The organism is Geothrix edaphica (genome assembly GCF_030268045.1).
Taxonomy (GTDB): domain Bacteria; phylum Acidobacteriota; class Holophagae; order Holophagales; family Holophagaceae; genus Geothrix; species Geothrix edaphica.
This window is the reverse complement of sequence record NZ_BSDC01000003.1, coordinates 283,857-307,865: the sequence shown is the minus strand read 5'-3', so window position 1 is coordinate 307,865 and position 24,009 is coordinate 283,857. Positions and strand designations below refer to the sequence as shown.

22 protein-coding genes are annotated in these 24,009 nt (G+C 68.3%); 11 read left to right on the top strand and 11 right to left on the bottom strand.

Features of this window, described 5'->3' with window-relative positions; all coding sequences use genetic code 11:
* Positions 1–19 precede the first annotated feature (19 nt).
* A complete protein-coding gene (locus tag QSJ30_RS12205; RefSeq protein ID WP_285609640.1) occupies positions 20–1,591 on the top strand; it encodes a PP2C family protein-serine/threonine phosphatase in 1,572 nt (523 codons plus the stop codon).
* Between the two features lie 34 nt (positions 1,592–1,625).
* The gene (locus QSJ30_RS12200) at positions 1,626–2,465 is read left to right on the top strand and encodes a zinc metalloprotease HtpX (RefSeq protein WP_285609639.1); all 840 of its coding nucleotides are present in this window, start codon (positions 1,626–1,628) and stop codon (positions 2,463–2,465) included.
* Between the two features lie 3 nt (positions 2,466–2,468).
* Here the strand turns inward: QSJ30_RS12200 and ychF are convergent, their stop codons facing one another.
* Positions 2,469–3,569, bottom strand: a complete 1,101-nt coding sequence (gene ychF, locus QSJ30_RS12195) for a redox-regulated ATPase YchF (RefSeq protein ID WP_285609637.1) — start codon at positions 3,567–3,569, stop codon at positions 2,469–2,471.
* 129 nt (positions 3,570–3,698) lie between these two features.
* On the opposite strand from ychF, the gene QSJ30_RS12190 reads away from it, so the two are divergent.
* From QSJ30_RS12190 to QSJ30_RS12175, 4 genes are read left to right on the top strand one after another with little or no spacing between them, the layout of a single operon-like run.
* Complete coding sequence (locus tag QSJ30_RS12190) at positions 3,699–3,935, top strand: acyl-CoA carboxylase biotin carboxyl carrier protein subunit (RefSeq protein ID WP_243317027.1); 237 nt, start codon at positions 3,699–3,701, stop codon at positions 3,933–3,935.
* Positions 3,936–3,971: 36 nt separating this feature from the next.
* Positions 3,972–4,184 (top strand): acyl-CoA carboxylase biotin carboxyl carrier protein subunit, encoded by a 213-nt coding sequence (locus tag QSJ30_RS12185; RefSeq protein ID WP_285609630.1) that lies wholly within the window; start codon positions 3,972–3,974, stop codon positions 4,182–4,184.
* Positions 4,184–4,969, top strand: coding sequence for an enoyl-CoA hydratase-related protein (locus tag QSJ30_RS12180; protein ID WP_285609628.1), 786 nt, complete (start codon positions 4,184–4,186; stop codon positions 4,967–4,969). Before QSJ30_RS12185 ends, QSJ30_RS12180 begins: the two co-directional genes overlap by 1 nt.
* Positions 4,969–5,910, top strand: coding sequence for a cation diffusion facilitator family transporter (locus QSJ30_RS12175; protein ID WP_285609627.1), 942 nt, complete (start codon positions 4,969–4,971; stop codon positions 5,908–5,910). The genes QSJ30_RS12180 and QSJ30_RS12175 overlap by 1 nt, the downstream gene beginning before the upstream one ends.
* Positions 5,911–5,983: 73 nt before the next feature.
* On the opposite strand, the gene QSJ30_RS12170 is transcribed toward QSJ30_RS12175, so the two are convergent.
* The 4 genes from QSJ30_RS12170 to QSJ30_RS12155 all read right to left on the bottom strand — a co-directional run bounded on the left by QSJ30_RS12170 (position 5,984) and on the right by QSJ30_RS12155 (position 9,584).
* Positions 5,984–7,036, bottom strand: a complete 1,053-nt coding sequence (locus tag QSJ30_RS12170; RefSeq protein WP_285609626.1) for an SPFH domain-containing protein — start codon at positions 7,034–7,036, stop codon at positions 5,984–5,986.
* A gap of 117 nt (positions 7,037–7,153) precedes the next feature.
* The gene (locus QSJ30_RS12165; RefSeq protein WP_285609624.1) at positions 7,154–7,513 is read right to left on the bottom strand and encodes a hypothetical protein; all 360 of its coding nucleotides are present in this window, start codon (positions 7,511–7,513) and stop codon (positions 7,154–7,156) included.
* Between the two features lie 52 nt (positions 7,514–7,565).
* A complete protein-coding gene (locus QSJ30_RS12160) occupies positions 7,566–8,624 on the bottom strand; it encodes a 3-oxoacyl-ACP synthase III family protein (RefSeq protein WP_285609623.1) in 1,059 nt (352 codons plus the stop codon).
* A gap of 39 nt (positions 8,625–8,663) precedes the next feature.
* Positions 8,664–9,584, bottom strand: coding sequence for a formyltransferase family protein (locus QSJ30_RS12155; RefSeq protein WP_285609621.1), 921 nt, complete (start codon positions 9,582–9,584; stop codon positions 8,664–8,666).
* 76 nt (positions 9,585–9,660) lie between these two features.
* Here QSJ30_RS12155 and QSJ30_RS12150 point away from each other — a divergent pair, with 76 nt between their 5' ends.
* On the top strand, positions 9,661–10,719 hold the full coding sequence (locus QSJ30_RS12150; RefSeq protein WP_285609619.1) for a tetratricopeptide repeat protein: 1,059 nt from the start codon (positions 9,661–9,663) through the stop codon (positions 10,717–10,719).
* Between the two features lie 18 nt (positions 10,720–10,737).
* Here the strand turns inward: QSJ30_RS12150 and QSJ30_RS12145 are convergent, their stop codons facing one another.
* From QSJ30_RS12145 to QSJ30_RS12135, 3 genes are all read right to left on the bottom strand, one after another.
* The gene (locus QSJ30_RS12145; RefSeq protein ID WP_285609617.1) at positions 10,738–12,420 is read right to left on the bottom strand and encodes a tetratricopeptide repeat protein; all 1,683 of its coding nucleotides are present in this window, start codon (positions 12,418–12,420) and stop codon (positions 10,738–10,740) included.
* A gap of 58 nt (positions 12,421–12,478) precedes the next feature.
* The gene (locus tag QSJ30_RS12140; RefSeq protein WP_285609615.1) at positions 12,479–12,682 is read right to left on the bottom strand and encodes a cold-shock protein; all 204 of its coding nucleotides are present in this window, start codon (positions 12,680–12,682) and stop codon (positions 12,479–12,481) included.
* 506 nt (positions 12,683–13,188) lie between these two features.
* On the bottom strand, positions 13,189–14,334 hold the full coding sequence (locus QSJ30_RS12135; RefSeq protein WP_285609612.1) for an acyl-CoA dehydrogenase family protein: 1,146 nt from the start codon (positions 14,332–14,334) through the stop codon (positions 13,189–13,191).
* 165 nt (positions 14,335–14,499) lie between these two features.
* Between QSJ30_RS12135 and QSJ30_RS12130 the strand changes: the two genes are divergently transcribed.
* The 3 genes from QSJ30_RS12130 to QSJ30_RS12120 all read left to right on the top strand — a co-directional run bounded on the left by QSJ30_RS12130 (position 14,500) and on the right by QSJ30_RS12120 (position 17,125).
* Positions 14,500–15,855, top strand: a complete 1,356-nt coding sequence (locus QSJ30_RS12130; RefSeq protein WP_285609610.1) for an aminotransferase class I/II-fold pyridoxal phosphate-dependent enzyme — start codon at positions 14,500–14,502, stop codon at positions 15,853–15,855.
* Positions 15,856–15,872: 17 nt separating this feature from the next.
* Positions 15,873–16,640: an SDR family NAD(P)-dependent oxidoreductase gene (locus QSJ30_RS12125; RefSeq protein ID WP_285609608.1), complete on the top strand. Its 768-nt coding sequence runs from the start codon at positions 15,873–15,875 to the stop codon at positions 16,638–16,640.
* Positions 16,641–16,738: 98 nt separating this feature from the next.
* Positions 16,739–17,125: a DUF302 domain-containing protein gene (locus tag QSJ30_RS12120; protein WP_285609606.1), complete on the top strand. Its 387-nt coding sequence runs from the start codon at positions 16,739–16,741 to the stop codon at positions 17,123–17,125.
* A gap of 4 nt (positions 17,126–17,129) precedes the next feature.
* Here the strand turns inward: QSJ30_RS12120 and QSJ30_RS12115 are convergent, their stop codons facing one another.
* On the bottom strand, positions 17,130–18,275 hold the full coding sequence (locus QSJ30_RS12115) for an MFS transporter (protein WP_285609604.1): 1,146 nt from the start codon (positions 18,273–18,275) through the stop codon (positions 17,130–17,132).
* The gene (locus QSJ30_RS12110; protein ID WP_285609603.1) at positions 18,272–19,471 is read right to left on the bottom strand and encodes an MFS transporter; all 1,200 of its coding nucleotides are present in this window, start codon (positions 19,469–19,471) and stop codon (positions 18,272–18,274) included. Before QSJ30_RS12110 ends, QSJ30_RS12115 begins: the two co-directional genes overlap by 4 nt.
* 55 nt (positions 19,472–19,526) lie before the next feature.
* On the opposite strand from QSJ30_RS12110, the gene QSJ30_RS12105 reads away from it, so the two are divergent.
* Positions 19,527–21,050, top strand: a complete 1,524-nt coding sequence (locus tag QSJ30_RS12105; protein ID WP_285609601.1) for an acyl-CoA carboxylase subunit beta — start codon at positions 19,527–19,529, stop codon at positions 21,048–21,050.
* On the opposite strand, the gene QSJ30_RS12100 is transcribed toward QSJ30_RS12105, so the two are convergent.
* On the bottom strand, positions 21,037–23,970 hold the full coding sequence (locus QSJ30_RS12100) for a bifunctional diguanylate cyclase/phosphodiesterase (protein WP_285609599.1): 2,934 nt from the start codon (positions 23,968–23,970) through the stop codon (positions 21,037–21,039). The two genes, QSJ30_RS12105 and QSJ30_RS12100, sit on opposite strands and share 14 nt — an antisense overlap.
* Positions 23,971–24,009: the final 39 nt, after the last annotated feature.

The window sequence follows — 24,009 nt, the reverse complement described above, 5'->3', positions numbered from 1 at the left end:
AGCCCCAGGTCCGCCCACCATGCCGACCAATCCCTTCGACCGCCTCCGCCAGCTGGCGCTGAAGATCCCGGAAGGGGCCCAGGAGCTGCTTCCGCTCATTGACTTCCTGGAGACCTTCCCGGACCAGGGCACCGAGGAGGACCTCGTCCATCTGGTGGGCGTCACGGTCATGGGCATCGCCCGGACGGGCCAGGGCGGGCTCTGGGATGGCGGCAAGTGGCTCTTCCTCCGGGGGGCGGCCCCGGCCTTCCCCACCCACCCCGGCGAGGGCTGGCAGGTGCTGCCCTGGGCCTACGGCGAGGAGGTCTACGGCCACCTGGTCCTCCGGACGGAGGAAATGCCGGGCGCGGTGCCGCTGCTGCTGTCCATCAGCGCGCCCCTGCTGGCCTGGCGCCGGGCCGAGGCGGTGCGCAGCACCCAGAACCAGGCCCTGGCCCTGCAGCTGTCCCGCCTGAACACAGTCTTCGAGCTCACCCGCAACCTGGGCCTGGTGGAGACCCGGCAGGATCTGGTCCGGCTCATGGCCAACACGCTCATGGGCGAGTTCCGGATCATGCGCCTCCTGGTGGTGGACGCCCAGGGGGCCGTGCTGCACGCCAAGGGCCTCGGGCAGGTCCCGGAGCTCCTGGAGGGCGATGCCCTGCACGAGCTGGTCGAGGCGAAGGGGCTGGTCCACGCCGTGGAGCTGCTGGACCAGAACCACAGCCACGGCTTCGCCTACGCGGCCGACCCGGCCGTGGGGAAGCTGTCTGACGATGACGAAGTCTTCCTGCACACCCTGCTGAACCTCACGTCCTCCCAGCTGTCGAGTCTGGAGTTCCGCGAGGCCCGCCTTCAGGCCGAGCGCATGGAGAAGGACCTGGACCTGGCCCGGGACATCCAGCGCAGCCTGCTCCCCAAGACGCTGCCGGAGCCCAGCGGCTGGCAGTGCGCCGCGGCGAACCTGCCCTACCAGGCCGTGGGCGGTGATCTCTACGACGTGTGGATGGCCCGCGACGAGGAGCTGGGCGACCGGCTCCACATCGCCGTGGGCGACATCTCCGGCAAGGGCCTGCCCGCCTCTCTGATGATGACGCAGCTCTCCGCCTTCCTCCGGGCCCTGGGCGGCCGCCGCGTGCAGGACTGGGGGAAGCTGGCGGAGCGCCTGAACCGCCGCATGAACGACGTGCGCGATGGCAACCGCTACACCACCCTGTTCGCCGCGAGCCTGCATCCCCTCAACGGCGATCTCCGGTTCGTGAACGGCGGCCACAACCCGCCCCTGCTCGTGCGGTCCGGCGGCGAGGTCGTCCGGCTCGCGCCCACGGGGCCCATGGTGGGCCTGCTGCCCGGAGTCGTCTTCGCCGAGGGGCATGCCGCCATGGAACCCGGGGACGTCCTGGTGATCTTCACCGACGGCCTGGTGGAGGCGGAGAACGCCGCGGGCGAGGAGCTGGGGGACGGCCGCCTGGCCGAGGTCATCCGCCGCCGCCCCCGGGCCGGGGCGGACGAGCTGTTCGAGGCCCTGCTGGTGGAGGCCTTCCAGCACCTGGAGGGGGGCCGCTTCCGGGATGACGTGACCCTGGTGGTGGTCAAGCGGATGGGCGCTTGATCCCCTCCGTATCCTGGTACCTGGAGGCAACTTCATGAACCAGGCGAAAACCCTTCTCATCATCGTGGCCATGACCGGGCTGCTGGTGTGGATCGGCGATTACTTCGGGGGCCAGTCCGGTATGGTGATGGCCCTCGCCATCGGCCTCGTGATGAACGGGGTCAGCTACTTCTTTTCCGACAAGATCGTGCTGGCCAGCTACGGCGCCCGGGTGGTGACGCAGGCCGAGGCCCCCGAGCTCTACGCCATCGTGGCGAACCTGACTCAGCGGGCCGGCCTGCCCATGGCCCGCATCGCCATCATCCCCGAGGACACGCCCAACGCCTTCGCCACGGGCCGGAACCCCGAGCACGCCGTGGTGGCGGTCACCGAGGGCATCATGCGGATCCTCAGTCGGCCTGAACTGGAGGCTGTCATCGGCCACGAGCTGGGCCACGTGAAGCACCGGGACATCCTCATCGGCAGCATGGCGGCGGTGCTGGCCCAGGCCATCATGTTCCTCTCCCGCATGGCCATGTGGGTCAGTCCCCGGGACGAGGAGGGCCGCTCCAACCCCCTGGCGGGCATCGCCATCATGATCCTGGGCCCTCTGGCCGCGATCATGCTCCAGATGGCCGTGAGCCGCTCCCGGGAGTATCTGGCCGACGACTACAGCGCCCACCTCACGGGCCGTCCGGACATGCTGGCCTCCGCCCTGGAGCGCCTGCAGAACTACAACCAGCAGGCGCCCATGCAGTCCGCCCAGCCCGCCACGGCCCACATGATGATCGTGAACCCCCTGAGCGCGGGCGGCCTCATGAACCTCTTCTCCACCCACCCCCCCATGGAGGCGCGGGTGGAGCGGCTGCGGCGCATGCCCATCGAGGCCCGCTAGGCCCTAGACGTTGAAGAGGAAGTTCATCAGGTCGCCGTCCTTGACGACGTAGTCCTTGCCTTCCGTGCGCATCTTCCCCGCATCCTTGGCGCCCTGCTCGCCCTTGAACTGGATGAAGTCCTCATACGCGATGACCTGGGCCCGGATGAAGCCCTTCTCGAAGTCCGTGTGGATGACGCCCGCGGCCTGGGGGGCCGTGTCGCCCTTGTGGATGGTCCAGGCGCGGACCTCCTTCACCCCGGCGGTGAAGTAGGTCTGGAGGCCCAGCAGGTCGTAGCTGGCGTGGATGAGCACGTTCAGGCCCGGCTCGGTCAGGCCCGCCTCCTCCAGGAACAGGGGGCGGTCCTCTTCTGGCAGGTCCTGGATTTCGGCCTCCAGCTTGGAGCAGATGGGGATGCAGGGGGCCTGGCGCGCCGCGGCCAGCTCCTGCAGCTTCCGGTAGTGGACGTTGCCCTCGGGGTTGCGGATGTCCTCCTCCCCGATGTTGCCCACGAAGAGAGTGGGCTTGAGGGTGAGCAGGCCGTAGGACTTGATGAGGGCCTTGTCCTCAGGCGAAAGGCCGGCGGTGCGGGCCCACTGGCCGGCGTCCAGGGCCGCGAAGACCCGCTCCAGCACGGCCACCAGGGCCAGGGACTCCTTGTTGCCGGTCTTGGCGACCTTGCGGTGGCGCTCCAGGCCCTTCTCCACGGCGTCCAGGTCCTTGATGACCAGCTCGGTCTCGATGATGCTGAGGTCACGCTCTGGGTTCACCCCGCCCTCCACATGGGTGACGTTCGTATCCTCGAAGCAGCGGACCACCTGCACGATGGCATCCGTCTCCCGGATGTGGCCCAGGAAGGCGTTGCCCAGGCCCTCGCCCTTGCTGGCCCCGCGGACCAGGCCCGCGATGTCCACGAACTCCTGGGCCGCCGGCAGGATGCGCTGGGGCTTCACGATCTCCGCCAGGAGCGCCAGGCGGGGGTCCGGCACGTCCACCACGCCCGTATTGGGCTCGATGGTGCAGAAGGGATAGTTGGCCGAAGCCGCGCCCGCACGGGTGAGGGCGTTGAAAAGGGTGGACTTTCCCACGTTGGGGAGACCCACGATGCCACAGGCGACAGCCATTCCATCCTCCAAGCCCTCCAGTATCGCCTACTGGACATGTGACGAAAAGAACGGCTTCCAGGACTTGCGCGGGGGCCCCGGGCGCCATACTCTCCCGGCCAAGGTCACAGATGGGCCAGGGGAGGCAGCATGATCGTGCGGGCGGAATGGCCGGGCTATGTGGTGGACGTCCTCGTCCGCCCCGGCCAGGAGGTGGAAGAGGACGAGCCCCTGATGATCCTCGAGGGCACGGATTCCTCCCGCACGGCCTTCTACATCAACGCCCCCGAATGCGGGAAGGTCCGCGAGGTCCTCATGGAGGAGGGCGACTTCGCCTACGAGGACGATGACCTGGTGGTGATCGGCGACTCCGACAAGGACGAATAGCGAGCTAGACTGAAGCCATCTTCTACGAGGTGAGGGATGGCCCTGGTGCGAGCCGAGATGGCGGGGAAGGTTCTGGAAGTCTGCGTGGCCGAAGGCGATGCTGTGGGCGAGGACCAGGATCTGGTGATCATCGAGTCCATGAAGATGCAGATTCCCGTGGGCAGCCCTGAGGAGGGGACGGTCAAGAAGGTCTTTGTGACCCCCGACCAGTTCCTCAACGAAGGGGATGCCATCGTCGAGCTGGGTTGATGGAGGTCCGGCTCGAACGCCTCGCGGGGGACGATGCCGGCATCGCCCTGCTCGGGCTGGACCGGCCTGCCGCCAAGAACGCCCTGGGTCGCCAGCTCCTGGCCGAATTCCGGCAGGCCCTGGCGGAGCTGCGCTCCGATCCGGCCGTCCGGGTGGTGGTGGTGCATAGTCTGGTGCCCGGCGTCTTCTGCGCCGGGGCCGACCTGAAGGAGCGGGCTGGCATGTCCCAGGCCGACACCGCCGTCTTCGTCCACGGCTTGCGGAGCGCCTTCACCGAGCTGGAGGACCTGCCCCAGCCCGTGCTCGCCGTGCTCGAGGGCGCGGCCTTCGGTGGGGGCCTGGAGCTGGCCCTGGCCGCGGACCTCCGCGTGGCGGGGGCGGACGCGAAGATGGGCCTGGTGGAGACGGCCCTCGCCATCATTCCGGGCGCCGGGGGCACCCAGCGCCTGCCGCGGCTCATCGGGGCCGCCCGGGCCAAGGAGCTGATCTTCACGGCCCGGCGCATCGGCGCCTCCGAGGCGGAGCGCCTGGGCCTGGTGGACCGCGTGGCCCCCGCGGGCGGGGCCCTGGACGCGGCCCTGAACCTGGCCCGGGAGATCCTCCCCAACGGGCCGCTGGCCCTGCGGATGGCCAAGCAGGCGGTGAACCGGGGCCTCGAGATGGACCAGGCCTCCGGCCTCGCCTTCGAACGGGCCTGCTACGCCCAGGTGATCCCCACGAAGGATCGCCTGGAGGGACTGGCTGCCTTCCGGGAGAAGCGGAAGCCCCGGTACCGGGGCGAGTGATGGCCGACCATCCTCACCATCACGGGCCCAGCACCACCGGGCGCCTCGCCTGGAGCGCCGGGATCTTCTTCGTCAGCTTCGTCCTCCAGGGGCTCGGTGGCTGGTGGACGGGTTCCATCGGCCTGGTCAGTGACAGCCTGGAGAACCTGAACGATGTCCTGGTGAACAGCCTGGGCATCCTGAGCCTCTGGCTGGCCAACCGGCGCGACCCCGACGACCGTTGGACCTTCGGCTGGCACCGCCTGGAGGTGTTCAACAGCCTGGTGGGCGTGGGGTTCCTGCTGTTCCTCGCCGGGGCCGTGGGCTGGGAGGCCCTGGCCCGGTTCCGCCATCCCGTGCCCATCCAGACGGGCTGGGTGCTGGTGTTCTCCAGCCTCGGCCTGCTCCTGAACATCCTGGCCACGGTGGTGCTGGTGCCCCGGGACCGCAGCCTGCTGGAGCGGGATGCCAACCTGAAGGCCGCCTACCTGCATGCCTTCGCAGACAGCCTCACCAGCATCTCCCTGGTGGGGAGCATGGTCCTCATCCGGCTCACGGGCTGGCGCTGGGTGGATCCGGCCATCGCGCTCGTGATCCTGCTGGTCATCCTGCGTGGGGCCGTGCTGCTGCTGCGGGATGCCGTGGGCATCCTCATGCACCGCGCCGCCTTCGAGCACGAGGCCGTGAAGGCGGAGCTGATGGGCCTGCCGGGTGTGCTGGGCGTGGAGGACTTCCGCAGCTGGAAGATGTGCAGCCACCTCACCATCGCCACGGCCCACATCATCGTGGAGGGCGACCGGCTGGGGGACACCGAGGCCCACCTGGAGCGGATCGAGCACCTGCTCTGGGAGCGCCACGGCGTCCGCCACCTCACGGTGCACTTCGAGACCCGGGAGATGGCGGACCGCCACCACCACCGGTTCGATCATCGGCACGAGGCGGAGGCAGACCATCACCACTAGGCCGCTTCTCACCCACTGCAAAATCAAGGGCGGCCAGCGCCGCCCTTGATTTTGCAGGTGGGAAGAATGGAACTCAGCTGCCCATTCCGTGCTTCTTCAGGATGGCGGCGCGCTGGGCGTCGAACTCGGCCTGGGTGATGAGCTGGCCGTCGAAGAGCTCCTTGAGGTCCGTGAGCTCATCCTTGAGGGATTTCGCGGGGGCCGCAGGCGCCGCGGGGGCGGGGGCGTTGCCGGCGGGGAAGCCCTGCTGGCCCATCTGCTGGGCGGCGCCGGTCATCTGCTGGCCCATCATGTTGCCCATGCCGAAGCCCAGGCCCACGCCCATGCCCATGCCGGCCACGCCGCCGGGGTTCTGGGCGGCCAGGGGGATGCTGTCGGCCACCTGCATCTGCGTGTAGGCGCCCATGACCGGGGCCATCATGCCCACGCCGGTGCGCTTGTCCATCATGGCCTCCACTTCCTCGGGGAGGCTGATGTTCTCCACGAAGAACTTGGACAGCTCCAGGCCCATGGTCTTGAACTCGTCCTGGAGCTTCTGCTTCACCAGGTCGGAGATCTCGTCGTACTTCGCGGCCAAGTCGAGGGCGGGGATCTTGGCCTCGCCCAGAGTGTCGGTGAAGCGGCTCATGATGGTCTTGCGGAGCTGCTCACTGATGTCGGGCACGGTGTAGACGCCGTTGGTGCCCACCAGCTGCTTGAGGAAGGTGCCGCTGTCCACGACCTTGATGGTATAGATGCCGAAGGCCCGGATGCGCAGCATGCCGAAGTCGGCGTCGCGCATCATGATGGGGTTCGAGGTGCCCCACTTCAGGTCGTTGTAGAGCTTGGTGGAGATGAAGTAGACATCGCTCTTGAAGGGGCTCTCGAAGCCGTATTTCCAGCCCTTCAGCGTGGCGAGGATGGGCAGGTTCTGGGTGGTCAGGTTGTGCGTGCCGGGCTTGAACACGTCCGCCAGCTGGCCCTCGTTGACGAAGACGGCCTCCTGGCTTTCCCGCACGACCAGCTTGCCGCCGTTCTGGATCTCCTGGCCCCGCATGGGGAAGCGCCAGGCCAGGGTGTCGTTGGAATCATCCAGCCATTCGAGGATGTCGAGGAATTGGGCTTTGCCCCAGTCCATCAGACCCATGTGTCGTTCTCCTTGCGGCACTGGCCGCAGGTACGATTCTAGGCCGGGCTGTCAAGCCGGGCAGGCTGCGCGGTGGGAAAAACCGGCGAACGGTCGGCACATGCCGGGGAGTCCCCTTCAGCGGCTTCCCTTGACCACGCGCACCGGACCGTCGGCCTTGCCCTTGGCGCCCGGCTGGTCGATGCGCGCCTTGCTGTGGACCATGTGAGTGTCCGAGTCGATGATGCAGCGCCAGCCGCGGTCCTCGTTCGGTACCCGCAGATCCACTTCCCAGCCGCCGGAGGCGCCGTTCAGGGGGATGCGCCGGGCGCTGACGGCCCGGCCGCCGGTCTCGCGCTCGGCGATGGCCTTGGCTTCCCCGGCGGTCTTCACGGGGCCGCCCGAATGCCTGGAATGCCTGCGGGATTTCGGGGTGCCGGCGGACAGGACCAGGGCCGGGATCAGCGCCAGGGTGGCGCCGAGGATCATGGAACGCATGGGGACTCCGGGGTTTGGCTGGATTCTAGCCCCGCGCGGGGCCGGTCTGCAATCAGGCCCGGTAGAGGGCGGCGCCCCAGTGCAGGCCGGAGCCGAGCGCGGTGAAGGCCACGAGCATGCCGGGCTGGATCCGCCCGTCCTCCAGGCATTCATGGAGGAGGATGGGCAGCGTGGCGGCGGTGGTGTTGCCGTAGCGTTCGATGTTGTGGGGGACCTTCTCCGGCGTCAGCCCCAGGGCCTTCTGCACGCCCTCGATGATGCGCAGGTTGGCCTGGTGGATCAGCACCAGGTCCAGGTCCTCCACGGCTACGCCGGCCTCGGCGCAGACCTCGCGCACCGCCTGGGGCATGAGGGTCACGGCGGACTTGAAGACTTCCTTGCCGGACATGACGGGGATGGTCTCGCCGGCCTGGATCTGCTCAGCGGTCACGAAGGGCCGCCGCTTGAAGCTGGCGCCGGTCATCGTCAGTACGCCGGCGCCGGTGCCGTCCGTGAAGAGCCGGGTCTTCAGGATGCCCGCCTCGCCGTCCCGCGCCTCGATCACCACGGCGCCGGCGCCGTCCCCGAAGAGCACCGTCCGGTCGCGGCTGAGGGTGTTCTCCGCGCGTTCGGCCTCGGTGATCTCCCGGGTGGACTGGCCGATGAGGGTATTCCAGCCCAGGTGCCAGGGCATGAAGGCCGTGTGCACCTCGGCGCCGACGAGCAGGACCCGCCGGTAGCGGCCGCTCTGGATGAGGAGGTCGGCCAGCTCCAATCCGTAGAGGAAGCCGCTGCACTGCTGGCGGAGGTCGAACGTCGGGAGATCGGTGCGGAGCCCCAGGGCGGCCTGGAGCAGCGGCCCGTTGCCTGGCAGCACATGGTCCGGCGTCATGGTGGCGAAGACCACCGCGTCGATGTCGCCCATGCCGAGGCCCGCCTTGGCGATGGCGGCCCGGGCCGCGATGACGCCGAGATCCGTGGAACCCTGGCCCGTTTCCGCATAGCGCCGCTCCTGGATGCCGCTGCGGACCCGGATCCATTCATCCGACGTGTCCATGAGCCGGGACAGGGCCTCGTTGGTCACGATATGCGGAGGCACGCCGATGCCGGTTCCGGTGATGACGCTTCGCATGGCAGTCCTTTCAAGGGGAGCGCGTCAGCATATCCGGATTCAACTCTGGGGCACACCCAGAAGCCGGAGGGCCATGGCCTGCTCGCTGGGGCGCTCCAGGCGGGCGCCATCCACTTTCAAGGTGTGGATCCGCAGGGCGCCATCGGCGAACCCCAGCAGCACGCCCTCCCGCGAACTTCGGAAACAGCCTGCGGGGCAGGGCAGCTCCGTGGGCAGCGCCCAGGCCACCTTCACGGATCCTTCGGCGGTCTCAAGGAAGGCGTTGGGCCAGGGGTCGGCCACGGCGCGGATCTGGTTGAAGGCCTCTCCGGCGGTCATGGCGAAGTCGAGGCGGGAGTCGGCGGGCTTCCGGCCGCCGAAGTAGGTGGAGGGACCGAGGGTCTTCTGGTCGATGCGGGGCAGGCTGCCGTCCGCCAGGCCGGGAGCCGCTTCGCGCACCAGCCCCCGGCCGGCGTCCGCCGCCTTGAGGGTGAGGCTCAGCGCCGTCTCGTCCCAGTCGATGGGCAGGCGGGCCTGGGCCACGATGTGGCCATCATCCGGCTTGGGGGTCATGGCGTGGAGGGTGACGCCTGTCTCGGTCTCGCCCTTCACCAGCACCCAGTTGAGGGGGGCCCGTCCCCGGTACTTCGGCAGCAGGCTGCCGTGCAGGTTGTAGGCGCCGAGCCGCGGGAGCTCCAGGAATCGCGCCTGGATCATCTCCCGGAAGTAGAAGCTGAAGAGGAAGTCCGGCTGGTGGGCGCGGATGGCCTCGAAGACCTCATCGGTATTGAAGCTGGGCGCCAGGCGGACCGGGATGCCATGGGCCTCGGCCACGGCGGCGGGAGGCGTGAACCACCGCTCGTCGGCCCCCTGGGCGTAGGTGTACAGGGCCTTCACCGCGACTCCGGCCTCCAGCAGCCCCTCCAGGGCCGCGGTCCCCACGCTGGAATAGGCGCACACGACGGCGCTTGGGCTCGGCATAATCCCTCCAGATCCAGCATCTCATAACCCGTTGACCTTCCCCACCGTAGCCCTATGTTGTGCCCGGAGCCGATCCATGCGTGTGCGCGTCCTGCCCCTGTTGTTTGGCGCTGCGCTGTTGCTGGCCGGGGAGGACCCTTTTGAGGCCCCGCCCGAACTCCAGGCCTTTGCTCGACAGCAGACCATGGCCAAAGAAGGCGTTCCAGCCAAGGTCTCGGCTCTGCTCAAGGCCTTCTTCTCGCCCCCCGAGGAGGGCGGGCTGGGGATCGCCTATGACAACGCCTACACCAGAACCCCCAAGGAAGTGTGGCGGGATCGCAAAGCCAACTGCCTCAGTCTCACCGCGCTCTGTGTTGGTGCCTGCAAATCCATCGGTCTCCCGGTGCGGTACGGCGAACCTCTGCGGATCAGCCGCTGGCGGCGGGTGGGGGCGACGGTCCGGTTCGAACGGCACGTGGTGGCCGTGGTGCAGTGTGGAACCCCGGGCCAGGAGCTGGTGGCCGACTTCCTGCCGGAGGTGCGGCGGGTCAGCCTCCTCATCGCGCCGCTGGAACCCACGCGGGTGCTCGCCCTCTTCCACAGCAACCGGGCCGTCGAGCTGATGGCGGAAAACCGCATCGAGGATGCCCTGGCCTCGGCCCACCAGTCCATCCAGGTGGATCCGGGCCTGGGCGTGGGTTGGAACATCCTAGGGGTGGTCCAGCGGGCCCAGGGGCTGGATGTCGAGGCCGAAGCCTCCTTCCGGAAGGCCCTGGCGGTGGATCCCAAGGACGGCGCCCCCTGCGGGAACCTGGAGAACCTCCTGCGGGCCCAGGGCCGGGTGGAGGAGGCGCAGGGCTATCGGGAGCGCGGACTGGAGATCCGGAAGCGCGATCCGTTCTTCAACGCCTTCCTGGCCGAGGAGGCTCTTGGCGACCAGCAGTGGGACGAGGCGGCCCGGCGCGTCAAGCAGGCCATCAAGCTCCTTCCCATGGAACCCGAGTTCTACTGGATCCAGGCCCGGGTGGCCCTGGCCCAGGGACGGACGAAGGATGCCATCAAGTCCCTGGAGAAGGCCCGGAAGTGGGCCCAGCCGGAAGCGCAGGCCCGCTTCGACAGCAAGCTCACGCTGCTGAGGAACATCCGGCCGGACTGATCGCCCGCGGGCCGCCGGTCAGTTGGCCTCCAGTTCCGCGAGCCGGGCCTGGGCCTCCGCGCTGTCGGGATGGTGCAGGAGACATTCGCGGAGGTAGCGGCGGGCTCCTTCGAGATCGTCCAGTTCCCGCCGGGCCTCGGCGAGGTGGATCAGGGCCTCCTCAGCCTCGCCATCGACCTGGAGGGCCTGCCGCCAGTAGCTCTCGGCCCGGTCCCAGTCGCCCACTTCGGCGCAGCCATGGCCCGCGTCCAGCAGGTAGCGGAGGTTCCGGGGGTCCATGCGCACGGCGCGCTCCAGATCCAGGCGCGCGGGCACGTGTTCACCCAGGTTGGCGCGGGCCAGGCCCCGCAGGTGCCAGAAATCCCCCTGTTCCCGGCAGGCCTCGCCCAGGCTGTCCAGGTAGGGCAGCAGGGCCTCCCAGGCCTCCATGCCGGCGAGGCAGTCGGCCTGGAGCATGAGGAGGTCCGGGTCGCGGGGGCCCTCCCGGAGCAGGGCGGCGACTTCCCCGTAGGCGGCCTCGTACTCCCCCAGGGCCACCCGGACCTGCAGGAGGAGGGGCGGGTGGTGGTCGCCCTGGCCTTCGGGAGGGACCTGTTCCAGCAGCGCCCTGGCGGCCGCGGGATCGTCCTCCCACCAGAAGGCGAACTCAGCCCGGCGGAGCAGCCACTCGTCACGGAGGGCCGCGCCTTCCGCATCGGCCGGCAAGGCGCCCCGGGCCCGTTCCAGGCTGCCGAGGGCCTCCGCGTCCCGCCGCAGCTCCAGGGCGATCTGGTACCGCTCCATCCAGAGCCGGAAGGCCTCCGGGAGGTGCTCGACCGCCGCTTCCGCCACCTGCCAGGCGCCCTCGAGATCCCCCAGGCGCCGGCGGGACACGCTTTCCGCGAGCCAGAGCAGAGGCTGGTCGCGGCGATGGTCGTGGGGAAGACCCGCGATGAGGGCCAGGGCCTCTGCCGGCCGGCCGTTGCGCAGCAGGTGCATGGCGGCGGCCCCCCGGTCCCAGGGCAGGCGGGGATCGCCATGCCGGGAGACCAGCACGGCCAGGGCGCGTTCCGCCATGTCCTCCCGTCCGTGCTGGAGTCCGGCCAGCATCAGGTCCTCGAGCACCAGCGGGTCATCCCAGGCCAGGGGCAGGGCCGCCTCGAAGTGGCCCCAGGCTTCGTGCAGGGCGTCCCCGCGGCCGGAGCGCAGCAGGAGGAGGCCCTGGAGGTGGCGCAGCCGGGCCAGGCGAGGGGCCAGGCGAATCAGGCGCTCCCCCCAGGCCAGGCGGCGGGCCGAGGGCAGGTCCGGGAGCCGGCGGAAGGCCCGGGACACCACCAGGCGCTTCCAGAGGGGCAGGCGGGAGAGCTGCGCATCCAGGGCATCCAGCCAGGCCCGGTCCCGATAGCCCAGGGCCTGGTTGGCGGCGCTCCGCAACAGGCCGATCCGGTAGCCCAGCTCCCCGGTGGCGAGGGGCGTGCGGGACAGGCGCTCCGCCACGGCGGAGGCGGGCCCGCCCGCAGCCCACAGGGTCTCGGCCCGGGCCAGCCGCGCAGGGTAGACCCAGGCCTGCCGGATCGCCCAGCCCAGCCAGGTCCCGGCCGCCGCGGTGAGGGGCAGGATCCAGCCGAAGGCCGGGTCGCGGCGGAATCCTTCCAGGGACAGGAGGACCATCAGCACGATCAGCAGGATGTCCGCCGTGGGGCGCAGGGAGACCTTCTTCATGGTTCCAGGGTACGCGACGAGCCCCGGCCGGGACCGGGGCTCGGGGAAAACGGGGTGGTCAGATCTTGATGACGTTCGCGGCCTGGGGACCCTTGGGGCCCTGCACCACATCGAAACTGACGCGCTGTTTCTCATCCAGGGTGCGGAAGCCCTTGGACTGGAGCGCGGAGTAGTGGACGAAAATGTCGGCGCCACCCTCATCCGGGGTGATGAAGCCGAATCCCTTCTCGGCGTTGAACCACTTGACGGTGCCTTCGGACATGACTTTCTTCCCGGGGACCAGGCCCCTCACGCCTGGAGGTTGATCGCGCGATACGCACCAGGCGTGCGGATCGCGGGGGCTTGCGCCCGAGTGAAACCGGGATCCCCGGCGGGAGTCCCTCCCCACTTTCACGGCTGTTGAGCTGGTAAAGATGGATGGTTGAGAGGGATTCTAGGGTCGGGTGTTGCGGTCTTCAAGACCCAAAAACACAGAAGGCGGCCAAGGGCCGCCTTCTGTGTACGGGGGCTCCGCCCCTTTAGTTGCCCTGCTGGATTTCCTTGGCGATGACGAGCCGCTAGATCTGGTTATGGACGAACGCCGGGGCCCCGCTCGGAACAGCGCTGGTGCGCTGTCCGCTCGCGACCCGGACGATCCAGCGGCCTAATTGCCCTGCTGGATTTCCTTGGCGATAACCAGCCGCTGGATCTGGTTATGGACGAACGCCGGGGCCCCGCTCGGAACAGCGCTGGTGCGCTGTCCGCTCGCGACCCGGACGATCCAGCGGCCTAGTTGCCCTGCTGGATTTCCTTGGCGATAACCAGCCGCTGGATCTGGTTCGTCCCTTCATAGATCTGGAGCAGCTTGGCGTCGCGCATGCACTTCTCCACCAGGTAGTCGCGGCTGTAGCCGTTGCCGCCGAGGATCTGCACGGCGTCGGTGCTGACCTCCATGGCGGTGTCGGTGGCGAAGGTCTTGGCGATGGCGCTCTGCTTGGAGTTCTTGATGCCGTGGTCGGTCATCCAGGCGGCCTGCCAGGTGAGCAGGCGGCTGGCCTCGATCTTCTTGGCCATGTCCGCCAGCATGAAGCTGATGGCCTGGTTGGCGAAGATGGGCTGGCCGAACTGGATGCGGGTCTTGGCGTAGTCCAGCGCGATCTCGAAGGCGGCCCGGGCCACGCCCACGCCCCCGGCGGCCACGGCGGCGCGGGTCTGGTCCAGGGTCTTCATGGCGATGACGAAGCCCATGCCCTCCTTGCCCAGGAGGTTCTCCACGGGCACTTCGGCATCGTTGAAGTAGAGCTCCACCTGGTTGGAGGCGCGCTGGCCCATCTTGTCCATGGCCCGGCCCACCACCAGGCCCGGCGTGTCCCGGGGCACCACGATGCAGCTGGTGCCGCGGGCGCCCTTGCTGGGATCGGTGCTGCAGAAGAGGGCGTACCAGTCGGCGTAGCCGCCATTGGTGCAGTAGCACTTGGTGCCGTTGATGATGTACTTGTCGCCCTTCTTCTCGGCGCGGCAGCTCATGCCGCCGGCGTCAGAACCGGCATTGGGCTCGGACAGAGAGAAGGCCGCAAACTTGGGCTCTTCCGCGAGCATGCCCAGCCACTTCTTCTTCTGCTCGGGGGAAGCCGCGACGAGCAGGGGCGTCATGGCGAGGCCGTTGGCCATGATGGAGGTGTAGAGGCCGGCGCAACCCCACGCCAGCTCCTCGCAGACGATGGCCTCCTCGACCTGCTTGGCGCCGGGGCCGCCGCAGTCCTCAGGCACCAGGGCCTGGAGGTAGCCCTGGTCCCAGGCCGCCTTGTAGACATCCACGGCCCACTCGCCGGTCTCGTCGTACTTGCGCGCCACGGGCCGCATGATCTTCTCGGCGAAGGTGTGGGCCCGCTCTTTTTCGGCCAGCTGTTCAGGGGAAAGGGAGAAACCGAGCATGAAGACCTCTATGGGTGATGAAGGGAGGGTGGCGTGGCTGGAAGGATCCGGAAGCCCCAGTCTATCTGCCCGTCCCCGGCTCCCCAAGGCTGGAGGTCCTGACGCGAAGTAGGATGACGGCGGTCACACCATGGGCCCGGGTTAAACTCGAGGGTTGGAGTACCCATGACCATCCGATTGACCGACTTGGGCAAGGCCGTCCTCGAGACCGAATACGCTGTGCGGGGGCCCATCGTGGCCCGGGCGGCGGAGCTGGAGAAGCAGGGCCGCGAGGTCATCTACTGCAACATCGGCAACCCCCAGTCCCTGGGCCAGAAGCCCCTCACCTGGAACCGGCAGATCCTGGCCCTCTGCGAGTACCCGGCGCTCATGGAGCTGGCGCCCACCGCCTTCCCGGCGGACGTGATCGAAGCCGCCCGGGCCATCCTGGCCGGCACGAAGCATGGCCTCGGGGCCTACAGCGAAAGCCGGGGCGTGCGCTTCATCCGCGAGGCCGTGGCCGAGTTCATCCTGGAGCGCGACCATATCGGCGTGGACCCCGATGCCATCTTCCTCACGGATGGCGCCAGCAAGGGCGTGCAGACCGCCCTGCGCCTGCTCATCAGCGGTCCGCAGGACGGCATCATGGTCCCCATCCCCCAGTACCCGCTCTATTCGGCCACCATTACGCTCTACGAGGGGCGCATGGTGCCCTACTTCCTGGATGAGGCCAACGGCTGGAAGCTGAGCCGCACCATGCTGGAAGCCTCCCTGGCCCAGGCGAAGGCCGAGGGCACCCACGTGAAGGCCATCTGCGTCATCAATCCCGGCAACCCCACGGGCGCGGTGCTGGACGAGGCCAACATCGAGATGGTCATCGGCTTCGCCAGGGACCACGGGCTGACGATCCTGGCCGACGAGGTCTACCAGGAGAACATCTACCTCCCGGGCGACGAGTTCGTGTCCTTCGCCAAGGTGCTCCACCAGCTGGAGGCGAGGGACGTCTCCCTCTTCAGCTTCCACTCCTGCTCCAAGGGCTTCCTGGGCGAGTGCGGGGTGCGGGGCGGCTACTTCGAGTTCCGGAATGTGCCCGAGGACGTGGCCGCGCAGATCCTGAAGCTGCAGAGCGTGAGCCTCTGCGCCAACCTCGCCGGCCAGGCGGCCACCTACGCCATGGTGCGCCCCCCGAAGCCCGGCATGCCCTCCCACGGCCAGTACGCGGCGGAGAAGACGGCCATCCTGGACACGCTGAAGCAGCGCGCCATCCTGCTGGCCGAGGGCCTGAACCGCATCGAGGGGATCACCTGCAACGTGATCGCGGGGGCCATGTACGCCTTCCCCAGCATCTCCCTGCCCCCCGGCCGCACGGACTTCGACTACGCCATGGCCCTGCTGGAACAGACGGGCATCTGCGTGGTGCCGGGCTCCGGCTTCGGCCAGGCCGAGGGCACCGCGCACTTCCGCACCACCATCCTGCCGCCCACGGACAAACTCCAGAAGGTGGTGCAGGCTCTCGGCGAGTTCCACCGCACCTTCCGCTAGCCCATCCAGGAGTCCCCATGCGTCCCGAGCATCCCATCGTCCTCATCACCGGCGCCTCCAGCGGCTTCGGCGAAGCCATGGCGCGGCTGCTGGCCGCCCAGGGCTGCCACCTGGCCCTGGGCGCCCGCCGCGTGGAGCGCGTGCAGGCCCTGGCGAGCGAGCTCAGCAAGGCCCACGGCGTGAAGGTCTTCGCCGGGGCCGTGGATACCCGCCACACCGCCAGCGTGGACACCTTCGTGGCCGAGGCCGCGGCGGCGCTGGGTGGGCTGCATGTGCTGGTCGCCAATGCAGGCCTGGCCAGCGGCACCTACAAGCTGTGGGAGACGCCGGACGAGGACCTGGAAGCCATGATGCGGACCAACGTCGAGGGCGTGGTGAAGACGATCCGTGCGGGCCTGCCGCACATTCGCCAGGCGGGCTGGGGCCATGTGTTCTTCATCGGCTCCACGGCCGGCCACCAGCCCTACGAGGGCGGCAGCGTCTACTGCGCATCGAAGTTCGGCGTGAAGGCCATGGCGCAGAGCCTGCGCCTGGAAGTGAACGGCGAGCAGATCCGCGTCACCTCTGTGGACCCGGGCATGGCCGAGACCGAGTTCTCCAACGTGCGTCTCAAGGACGGCGACAAGGCCAAGGCCGTCTACCAGGGCGTGAAGCCCCTCACCGCCATGGATGTGGCCGAGTGCGTGCGCTGGTGCCTCATGCTCCCGGATCATGTGAACATCGACGAGATCCTCGTGAAGTGCGTCGACCAGGCCGCCGTCCACAAGCTGCACCGGCGAGCGTAGGCCCACCCCAACCCTGGATTGGAACCTGCTTGCGGGCGAGGCCGGCGGGCGGTAGCGTGCATGCCACGGGGCTGGGCCTTGACCGGGGAGGAGGGGCGATGAGCTACTGCATGACCAAGATCCTGAAGGGCGATCCGGCGGAGGTGGACGCGAAGGTGAGGAAGGCCCTGGCGGACCAGGGCTTCGGCATCCTCTCCGAGATCGACGTGGAGGCGACCCTGCGCGCCAAGCTCGGCGCGGAAGTGGGCCTCTACCGGATCCTGGGGGCCTGCAACCCCGCCTTTGCCAAGGGGGCCCTGGAACTGGAACCGCGCGTGGGCGTTATGCTGCCCTGCAACGTGATCCTGCGGGGTGTCGAGGGTGGCATCGAGCTCTCGTTTGTGGATCCGGTTGCCTCCATGGCGGCCATCGACAACCCAGGCCTCAAACACCATGCCGAGGCGGTGCGGGCGAAGCTCCAGGAGGCCTTCAAGCAGACGCTCTGAGGGCTCAGTCCCGGGCGAGCCGCGAGGCGATGGGCAGGGCGGCCAGGATGGCCAGGGCGCCCAGCGCCCAGCCCAGGCGGTAGCCGTAGCTGCCGATGACCCAGCCCAGGCCGAAGCTGCCGAGGCCGATGCCCGAGTCGAAGGCGAAGAGCAGGGCGCCGAAGGCCGATCCCCGCCGCTTGGGATCCGCGGTCTCCAGGAGCTTCGCGTTGAGCAGCGTGTGCACCATGCTGTACCCCGCGCCGTAGATGATGGCGGAGGCCACGTGGCGCGCGGTGCCGCCGGGCAGCGCGGCCAGCAGGACCATGCCCACCAGGGCGCCGGCAAGCATGCCCGGCAGCTTGCGGATGGGACGCTTCCCGAAGCCCCGTCGCAGCATGACGATCCGCATGAGCACCATGCCCACGGCCATGAAGGAGAGGAAGGCCGAGGGCAGCGGCATCCCCAGGGCCAGCGCCTCCTGGGCTGTGTAGCTGCCCAGGGCGCCGTAGCCGAGCGCCACGCAGAAGAGCACGAGGCTGGGGCCCAGCGCCGAGGGATCGGGCCACTGGAAGCCCTCGGCCCGGCCGTGCGGGTGGTCCTTGGGCAGGGTGGTGCCCAGGGCCCCGAGGGCGAGGAACAGGACGGCCAAGTACCAGCCGATGGGTGCAAAGCCCCAGTGCTGCTGGATCCACAATCCGAGGAGAGGGCCCACGATGACGCCGCCCGGACTGGCCAGCCCGTAGAGGCTGAGCCCGTCGGCCCGGCGGTCTTCCGGCAGCACATGGGAGAGCGAGGCCATGGTGGCCGTCAGCAGGCCCGACCACACGATGCCGTGGGGGAAGGCCAGCAGGTAGAAGCCCCAGCGCACGGGCATCAGGGCATAGGCGGCCAGGAAGAATGCGTAGAGCGAGGCGGAGAGGACCACCAGGCGGCGGTGCCCCACGCGGTCACCCAGGGGCCCCGTGAACAGGGCGCCCAGGGCGCTGCCGGCCGTGAAGAGGCTCATGAACCGGCCGCTCTCCGCCAGGCTCGCCCCCAATTCCCGCAGGCGCAGCGGCACCGTGGGGAAGAGCTGGAAGGCCGCAAAGAAGGTCACGAAGGTGATGGCCCAGACCAGGGCGAACTGCCGGGTCATCAGGCGGGGCCGGGAGCTTGAAAGATCCTTCATGCCTCAAGGATGACAGAGGGATCCGGACCGCTGGCCAGGGTCGGGCGCCTGCCGACGACGCGGTGGGCCACGGGGATGGAGAGGGTCATCAGGCCCGCGCCGATGGCCCAGCCCCAGCGGAAACCGCCGTGCTGCATGACCCAGCCGAGGCCCAGGGAGCCCAGGGCCGTGGCGGCATCGAAGGCGAAGAAGAAGGCCCCCGTGGCCGCGCCCCGGCGCTGGGGCGGCGTGGTCTCCATGAGGTGGGTGAGCATCAGGGTGTGCACCATGCCGTAGCCGGCGCCGTAGACGAGGCCTGAGGACAGGTGCCGGGCCAGGCCCCCGGGCAGGAAGGCCAGCATGGCGTAGCCCACGGCAGTCAGGGCGGCCATGCCCGGCATCAGCGCCACGGGCCGCCGGCCCATGCCGGTCAGCGCCAGCAGGCCGCGCATGGCCATCATGCCCAGGGCGAAGCAGGTCAGGAACGCCGCTGGCCAGGCCATGCCCAGGGCCTTGGCTTCTTGGGCACTGTAAGGCGTCATGGGGCGGAAGCTGAGGCCCACCAGGCCCATCACGGCCACGCCTCCCCAGACGGAGCGGTCCGGCCACTGGAAGACCGGGCCCTCGATCTCGCGGGTGGCCTCCCGGGGCAGAGCGCCGATGAGGGCATACAGCAGCGCGAACACGCCCGCCAGCAGCACCAGCATCCAGGTGAAGCCCAGGTGGGGCATCAACCAGAGGCCCACCAGGGGGCCCACCGCCACGCCGCCGGGGCCCGTGAGGCCGAAGATGGACAGCCCCTGGGCCCGGTGCTCCAGGGGCAGGATGCCGCCGACCTTGGCCACAGAGGCCGTGCGCAGGGCGGACCACAGCAGGCCGTGCAGCGGCGCCAGCAGGTAGAACACCCAGCGCACCTTCAGCAGCGCGTAGACCACGAGGATCCCCACCACCGCCAGGGAGGCCACGCGCAGCACGCGGCGCGGCCCCAGGCGGTCGCCCAGGGGCCCCGTGAACAGCGCGCCGAATCCTGATCCGAGCATGAAGGCCGTCTGGAAGCGGCCACTCTCCGCCAGGTTCGCACCCAGCTCCCGCAGGCGCAGCGGCACCACGGGGAACAGCTGGTATCCGGCCGCGAACACCAGGAAGTAGAAAACGCAGACCACGAAGAAAGGCACCGTCAGGAACCCGGTCCGCCTCGATCCGTCTGCGTCCAGCATCCCTCCAGAATGGCATGCCGGGCCGCTATGCTGAAGGATCCATCCCGAGGTACCCATGCAGCTGGATCAGTTCCATTCGGAAGTTGAGCGCATCAAGAAGGGCGGCTCGTCCAAGGCCCACGAGAAGAACACGGAAGTGGGCAAGCTCTTCGCCCGTGAGCGCATCCACCTGCTGGTGGACGAGGGCAGCTTCGTGGAGGACGGCCTCTTCGCCAACGCGCTGCACAAGGACCTGCCCGCCGATGGCGTGATCACGGGCACGGCCACGGTGGACGGCCGCCCGGTGGCGCTCATGGCCAACGACAGCACCATCAAGGCCGGCAGCTGGGGCGCCCGCACGGTGGAGAAGATCATCCGCATCCAGGAGGTGGCGATGCGCCTGAAGGTGCCCATGCTCTATCTGGTGGACAGCGCCGGGGCGCGCATCACGGACCAGCTCGACATGTTCCCGGGCCGGCGCCACGCCGGTACCATCTTCCACATGGAGGTGGCACTCTCGGGCCTGGTGCCCCAGGTCTGCCTGCTCTTCGGACCCTCGGCGGCCGGCGGCGCCTACATCCCCGCCTTCTGCGACGTGGTGATGATGGTGGAGGGCAACGCCAGCATGTATCTGGGCTCGCCCCGCATGGCCGAGATGGTCATCGGAGAGAAGATCAGCCTCGAGGATCTCGGCGGTGCGCGCATGCACTGCTCCGTGAGCGGCTGCGGCGACTTCCTCTGCAAGACCGAGCCGGAGGCCATCGCCCTCTGCCGCCAGTATCTCTCCTACTTCCCCCAGCACTGCGAAGACACACTTCCCGCCGTTCCGCCGAAGGCGGTCTCTCCCAAGGCGAAGGCTCTGGGAGGCCTCGTCCCCAAGGACATCAACAGCCCCTTCCAGATGAAGGACTTCATCGAGGGCCTGGTCGACGAGGGCAGCTTCCTGGAGGTGAAGAAGCTCTTCGCGGGCGAGATCATCACGGGCCTGGCGCGCCTCGACGGCAAGCCCGTGGGCATCCTGGCCAACCAGCCTCGGGTGAAGGGCGGCGTGCTGTTCGTGGACAGCGCCGACAAGGCCACGCGGTTCATGACGCTCTGCGATGCCTTCGGCATCCCCCTGGTGTTCCTCAGCGACGTGCCGGGCTTCATGATCGGCAGCGCCGTGGAGAAGCAGGGCATCATCCGCCACGGCGCGAAGATGATCAGCGCCATGGCCAGCTGCAGCACGCCCCGCATCTGCGTGGTGGTGCGCAAGGCTTATGGTGCGGGGCTCTATGCCATGAGCGGGCCGGGGTTCGATCCCGACGCCACCCTGGCCCTGCCCACGGCCAGCATCGCCGTCATGGGGGCCGAGGCCGCGGTGAACGCCGTCTTCGCCAACAAGATCGCCGAGAAGCCGGAAGCGGAGCGCGCGGCCTTCGTCCAGCAGCTCCGCGACGAGTACAACGAGGACATCAACCTCAAGAAGCTCGGCGCCGACCTCCACGTGGACGCCATCGTGGACCCCGCCGATCTCCGCCGCGAGCTCATCACCCGCCTCGCCCGCGCCCGCCGCCGCGAGGTCTGGCCCGCCAAGCGGCGGGCTGTCACCCCCGTCTGACGAGCGCCTCGAACTCGTTGACAGGAAGAGGCCGGCTGAAAAGGTACCCCTGGAAGGCATGGCACCCGATGCTGGCCAGGAAGTCCCGCTGCTCGACGGTCTCTACGCCCTCGGCGATGACACCCAGGCTGAGGCTCTCGGCCAGCGCCACGATGGTGCGGGCGATTTCGGCATCATTGGGATCGGTCAACACATCCTGGACGAAAGACTGGTCGATCTTCAGCAGGTCGAATGGCATCCGTTTCAAGTAGGACAGGGAGGAGTAGCCCGTTCCGAAATCATCCAGGGCGAAGCCCACGCCCCTGGCCCTCAGGAGAGTCATCTTGCCGGCGACTTCTTCGGGATTCTCGACCAGCAGGCCTTCGGTCAGTTCCAGCTTCAGCCGTTCCGGGTTCACACCCGTGCTTCCGATCACCTCGATCAACTGGTCCACGAAGCCTGCCTGCCGGAATTGGCGGGGACTGACGTTCACGGCGATCGTCACATGGGCCATGCCGGGATCTTGGCTCCACGCTGCCAGCTGAACGCAGGCTGCCCTCAGGACCCACAGACCCAAGGGCAGGATCAGGCCGGTCTCCTCGGCCAGATGGATGAACTCGGCAGGGAGCACTGTTCCCCGTTCGGGATGCTGCCAACGCACCAGGGCTTCTGCACCTGTCAGGGCCCCATCCTCCTGGACCTGAGCCTGGTAATGGATACAAAATTGCTGCTGCTCGATGGCCTCGCGCAGGCTCCTTTCCTGGGCAACGCGACTGATTACGGCGCTTTCCATGTCCGGGTCGAAGAACCGCAAGGCATTGCGCCCGGATTCCTTCGCGCGGTACATGGCCAGGTCGGCCTGTTTCATCAGGTCGTCAATGGTGGTGTCCTTGCCCATGAACAGGGTGGCCCCCACGCTCGCCGTGTTCCTGTAGGGATGTCCGCCCAGCTGGTAGTCGGCGTTGAGTGCTTGGATGATCTTCTCCCCTACCAACTCTGTCGCCCGGGCGGCTTCCCCCAGGACCGGACTCAGTCCTGGCAGGACCACCACGAATTCGTCGCCTCCGATCCGCGCGACGGTGTCGCCTTCCCGGATGCAAGCCGTCAGCCGCTGAGCGACCTGCTTCAGGAGGAGGTCACCCTGGTCGTGGCCCAAGGTGTCGTTGAGCCTCTTGAAGTGATCGAGGTCGATGAAGAGCAGGGCGCCGTGGCCCTCATTCCGCGCAGTGGCGGTCATGGTCTGTTTCAGCCGATCCAGGAGGAGGGTCCGGTTGGGCAGTCCCGTTAGCTGATCGAAGAAGGCCAGTGCCTGGATCTTCTCTTCGGTCCTTTTCTGTGCCGTGATATCGAAGTGGGTGCCGATGTAGTGGGTGACCACCCCATCCTCCCCCGCGACGGCGGAGATGGTGAGCCATTTGGGGTACTCTTCACCGTTCTTGCGCTGGTCCCACACCTCACCCTGCCAACCACCGGCCTGCCCGATGGCCTCCCACATCGCTTTGTAGAAGTCCTGATTGTGGCGGCCCGACTTGAACATGCGCGGCGTTCGTCCCACGACCTCCTCTGCGGTGTAGCCGGTGATCTCGGTGAAGGCCCGGTTGACCCGCAGGATGGTCTCCTGGGCGTCTGTGACGATCATGGCCTCCCTGGAATCGAAGGCGGTTGCCGCCACCCTTAGGTCCGTCTCGATCCGTTTGCGGGCGGTGATGTCTTCGATGATGGACCAGATGGACGGCTGGCCATCCGGCAGCTTCATCAGCATGCCGTTGAGCTGGATGGAGATGTGGCTGCCATCCTTGCGCACGTATTCCTTTTCGTAAGGCCCGTAGCGCCCGGTGCGCTTCAGGGATTCCAGCTGGCGGGCCTCCTCCGCTTCATAGGATTTAGGGGTCAAGGCCCAGTAGTCGAGGCGGGTGAGTTCCTCCGCGGAGTAGCCGCTCATGGCCTGGAAGGCGTCGTTGAACTCGATGTAGCGACCCTGCATGTCCGTCAGCACGATGCCCAGCGGTGACATCTCGTACAGCCCCCGGAGCTTCGCCTCCCGGTCGCGGAGGCGGTCCTCCATCCGCACCCGTTCGGCCTGCAGGGCCGTGATCAGGAGACCCGTCAGGACCAGGGCGGTCATGTAGCTCCACAGGATCAATTGGCTGAGCTGGGGATTGAGGAAGCGGGAAAGCCCATGGCCCATGAGCACGGCCCACGCCGCGGCGAGGGAGAATGCCAGCCCGGCCAGGGCCGTACCGGTTCTCCCAAAGCGCAGGCCAGCCCAGGTGAGCAAGGGAAGGGTCAGCAAGGCGATGGGCAGAGATCGGCCTGCCTGCGAAGGCGGATGGATGAAGGCCAGCCACACGACTGTGCCGGCGATCATGAGCCAGAGGGCGTATTCCTTCTGGGCTTGCCTCAGCTGATCGAGGTTTTTCCGGTTGAGGGACAGGAAGAGCGGGGCGGCCAGGAACACGCCCACGGTATCTCCCATCCACCAGGAGAGCCAGGCGGGCCCGGCGGCTTTCAGCGGCATCGCCCCCGCCAGGGAGAGGCTTGCGACGCCGAACGTGGCCGATACGGTCATGCCGAGGGCGGCCCCGACAATGAATAGGCCGACATCCTTCTGCCTGGAGAAGGCGGTGTCGAATTGGAACCGGGTGAGGTAGGCCAGGCAGAGGATCGGTGCGAAGGTGTTGCCCACTGCGATGGCAGCGGCGAGGTGCCAGGTCGAACCGATGGCGAGGTTGACCAGAAAGGCACCCATGGCGATGCCGGGCCAGACCCCACGGCCCCATTGGAGGAGCGCGGCCACCGCGATGCCCGTGGGAAGCCAGATGAGGGTGATGTGCGTTCCCGCATAAGGTGTCTTCAGGCCCAGCCACCCCGTTGCAAAGTAGGCCAGGGCGAGGAGACCTTGCCGGTAGAACTTCGAGGCTCTGGGGTTGGCTTGTTCCATCTGCGTATGGAGATCCAAGAGGGGCGTGCCAGGAGCAAG

What these genes read in the sequence shown, in the direction of transcription:
- QSJ30_RS12125 (WP_285609608.1), top strand. Translation starts at nt 15,873, where the DNA reads ATGCGTCCCGAGCATCCCATCGTCCTCATCACCGGCGCCTCCAGCGGC.
- QSJ30_RS12120 (WP_285609606.1), top strand. Translation starts at nt 16,739, where the DNA reads ATGAGCTACTGCATGACCAAGATCCTGAAGGGCGATCCGGCGGAGGTG.
- QSJ30_RS12140 (WP_285609615.1), bottom strand. Translation starts at nt 12,682, where the DNA reads ATGTCCGAAGGCACCGTCAAGTGGTTCAACGCCGAGAAGGGATTCGGC.
- QSJ30_RS12185 (WP_285609630.1), top strand. Translation starts at nt 3,972, where the DNA reads ATGGCCCTGGTGCGAGCCGAGATGGCGGGGAAGGTTCTGGAAGTCTGC.
- QSJ30_RS12165 (WP_285609624.1), bottom strand. Translation starts at nt 7,513, where the DNA reads ATGCGTTCCATGATCCTCGGCGCCACCCTGGCGCTGATCCCGGCCCTG.
- QSJ30_RS12160 (WP_285609623.1), bottom strand. Translation starts at nt 8,624, where the DNA reads ATGCGAAGCGTCATCACCGGAACCGGCATCGGCGTGCCTCCGCATATC.
- QSJ30_RS12205 (WP_285609640.1), top strand. Translation starts at nt 20, where the DNA reads ATGCCGACCAATCCCTTCGACCGCCTCCGCCAGCTGGCGCTGAAGATC.
- QSJ30_RS12200 (WP_285609639.1), top strand. Translation starts at nt 1,626, where the DNA reads ATGAACCAGGCGAAAACCCTTCTCATCATCGTGGCCATGACCGGGCTG.
- QSJ30_RS12170 (WP_285609626.1), bottom strand. Translation starts at nt 7,036, where the DNA reads ATGGGTCTGATGGACTGGGGCAAAGCCCAATTCCTCGACATCCTCGAA.
- QSJ30_RS12110 (WP_285609603.1), bottom strand. Translation starts at nt 19,471, where the DNA reads ATGCTGGACGCAGACGGATCGAGGCGGACCGGGTTCCTGACGGTGCCT.
- QSJ30_RS12145 (WP_285609617.1), bottom strand. Translation starts at nt 12,420, where the DNA reads ATGAAGAAGGTCTCCCTGCGCCCCACGGCGGACATCCTGCTGATCGTG.
- QSJ30_RS12130 (WP_285609610.1), top strand. Translation starts at nt 14,500, where the DNA reads ATGACCATCCGATTGACCGACTTGGGCAAGGCCGTCCTCGAGACCGAA.
- QSJ30_RS12155 (WP_285609621.1), bottom strand. Translation starts at nt 9,584, where the DNA reads ATGCCGAGCCCAAGCGCCGTCGTGTGCGCCTATTCCAGCGTGGGGACC.
- ychF (WP_285609637.1), bottom strand. Translation starts at nt 3,569, where the DNA reads ATGGCTGTCGCCTGTGGCATCGTGGGTCTCCCCAACGTGGGAAAGTCC.
- QSJ30_RS12100 (WP_285609599.1), bottom strand. Translation starts at nt 23,970, where the DNA reads ATGGAACAAGCCAACCCCAGAGCCTCGAAGTTCTACCGGCAAGGTCTC.
- QSJ30_RS12190 (WP_243317027.1), top strand. Translation starts at nt 3,699, where the DNA reads ATGATCGTGCGGGCGGAATGGCCGGGCTATGTGGTGGACGTCCTCGTC.
- QSJ30_RS12135 (WP_285609612.1), bottom strand. Translation starts at nt 14,334, where the DNA reads ATGCTCGGTTTCTCCCTTTCCCCTGAACAGCTGGCCGAAAAAGAGCGG.
- QSJ30_RS12150 (WP_285609619.1), top strand. Translation starts at nt 9,661, where the DNA reads ATGCGTGTGCGCGTCCTGCCCCTGTTGTTTGGCGCTGCGCTGTTGCTG.
- QSJ30_RS12105 (WP_285609601.1), top strand. Translation starts at nt 19,527, where the DNA reads ATGCAGCTGGATCAGTTCCATTCGGAAGTTGAGCGCATCAAGAAGGGC.
- QSJ30_RS12180 (WP_285609628.1), top strand. Translation starts at nt 4,184, where the DNA reads ATGGAGGTCCGGCTCGAACGCCTCGCGGGGGACGATGCCGGCATCGCC.
- QSJ30_RS12175 (WP_285609627.1), top strand. Translation starts at nt 4,969, where the DNA reads ATGGCCGACCATCCTCACCATCACGGGCCCAGCACCACCGGGCGCCTC.
- QSJ30_RS12115 (WP_285609604.1), bottom strand. Translation starts at nt 18,275, where the DNA reads ATGAAGGATCTTTCAAGCTCCCGGCCCCGCCTGATGACCCGGCAGTTC.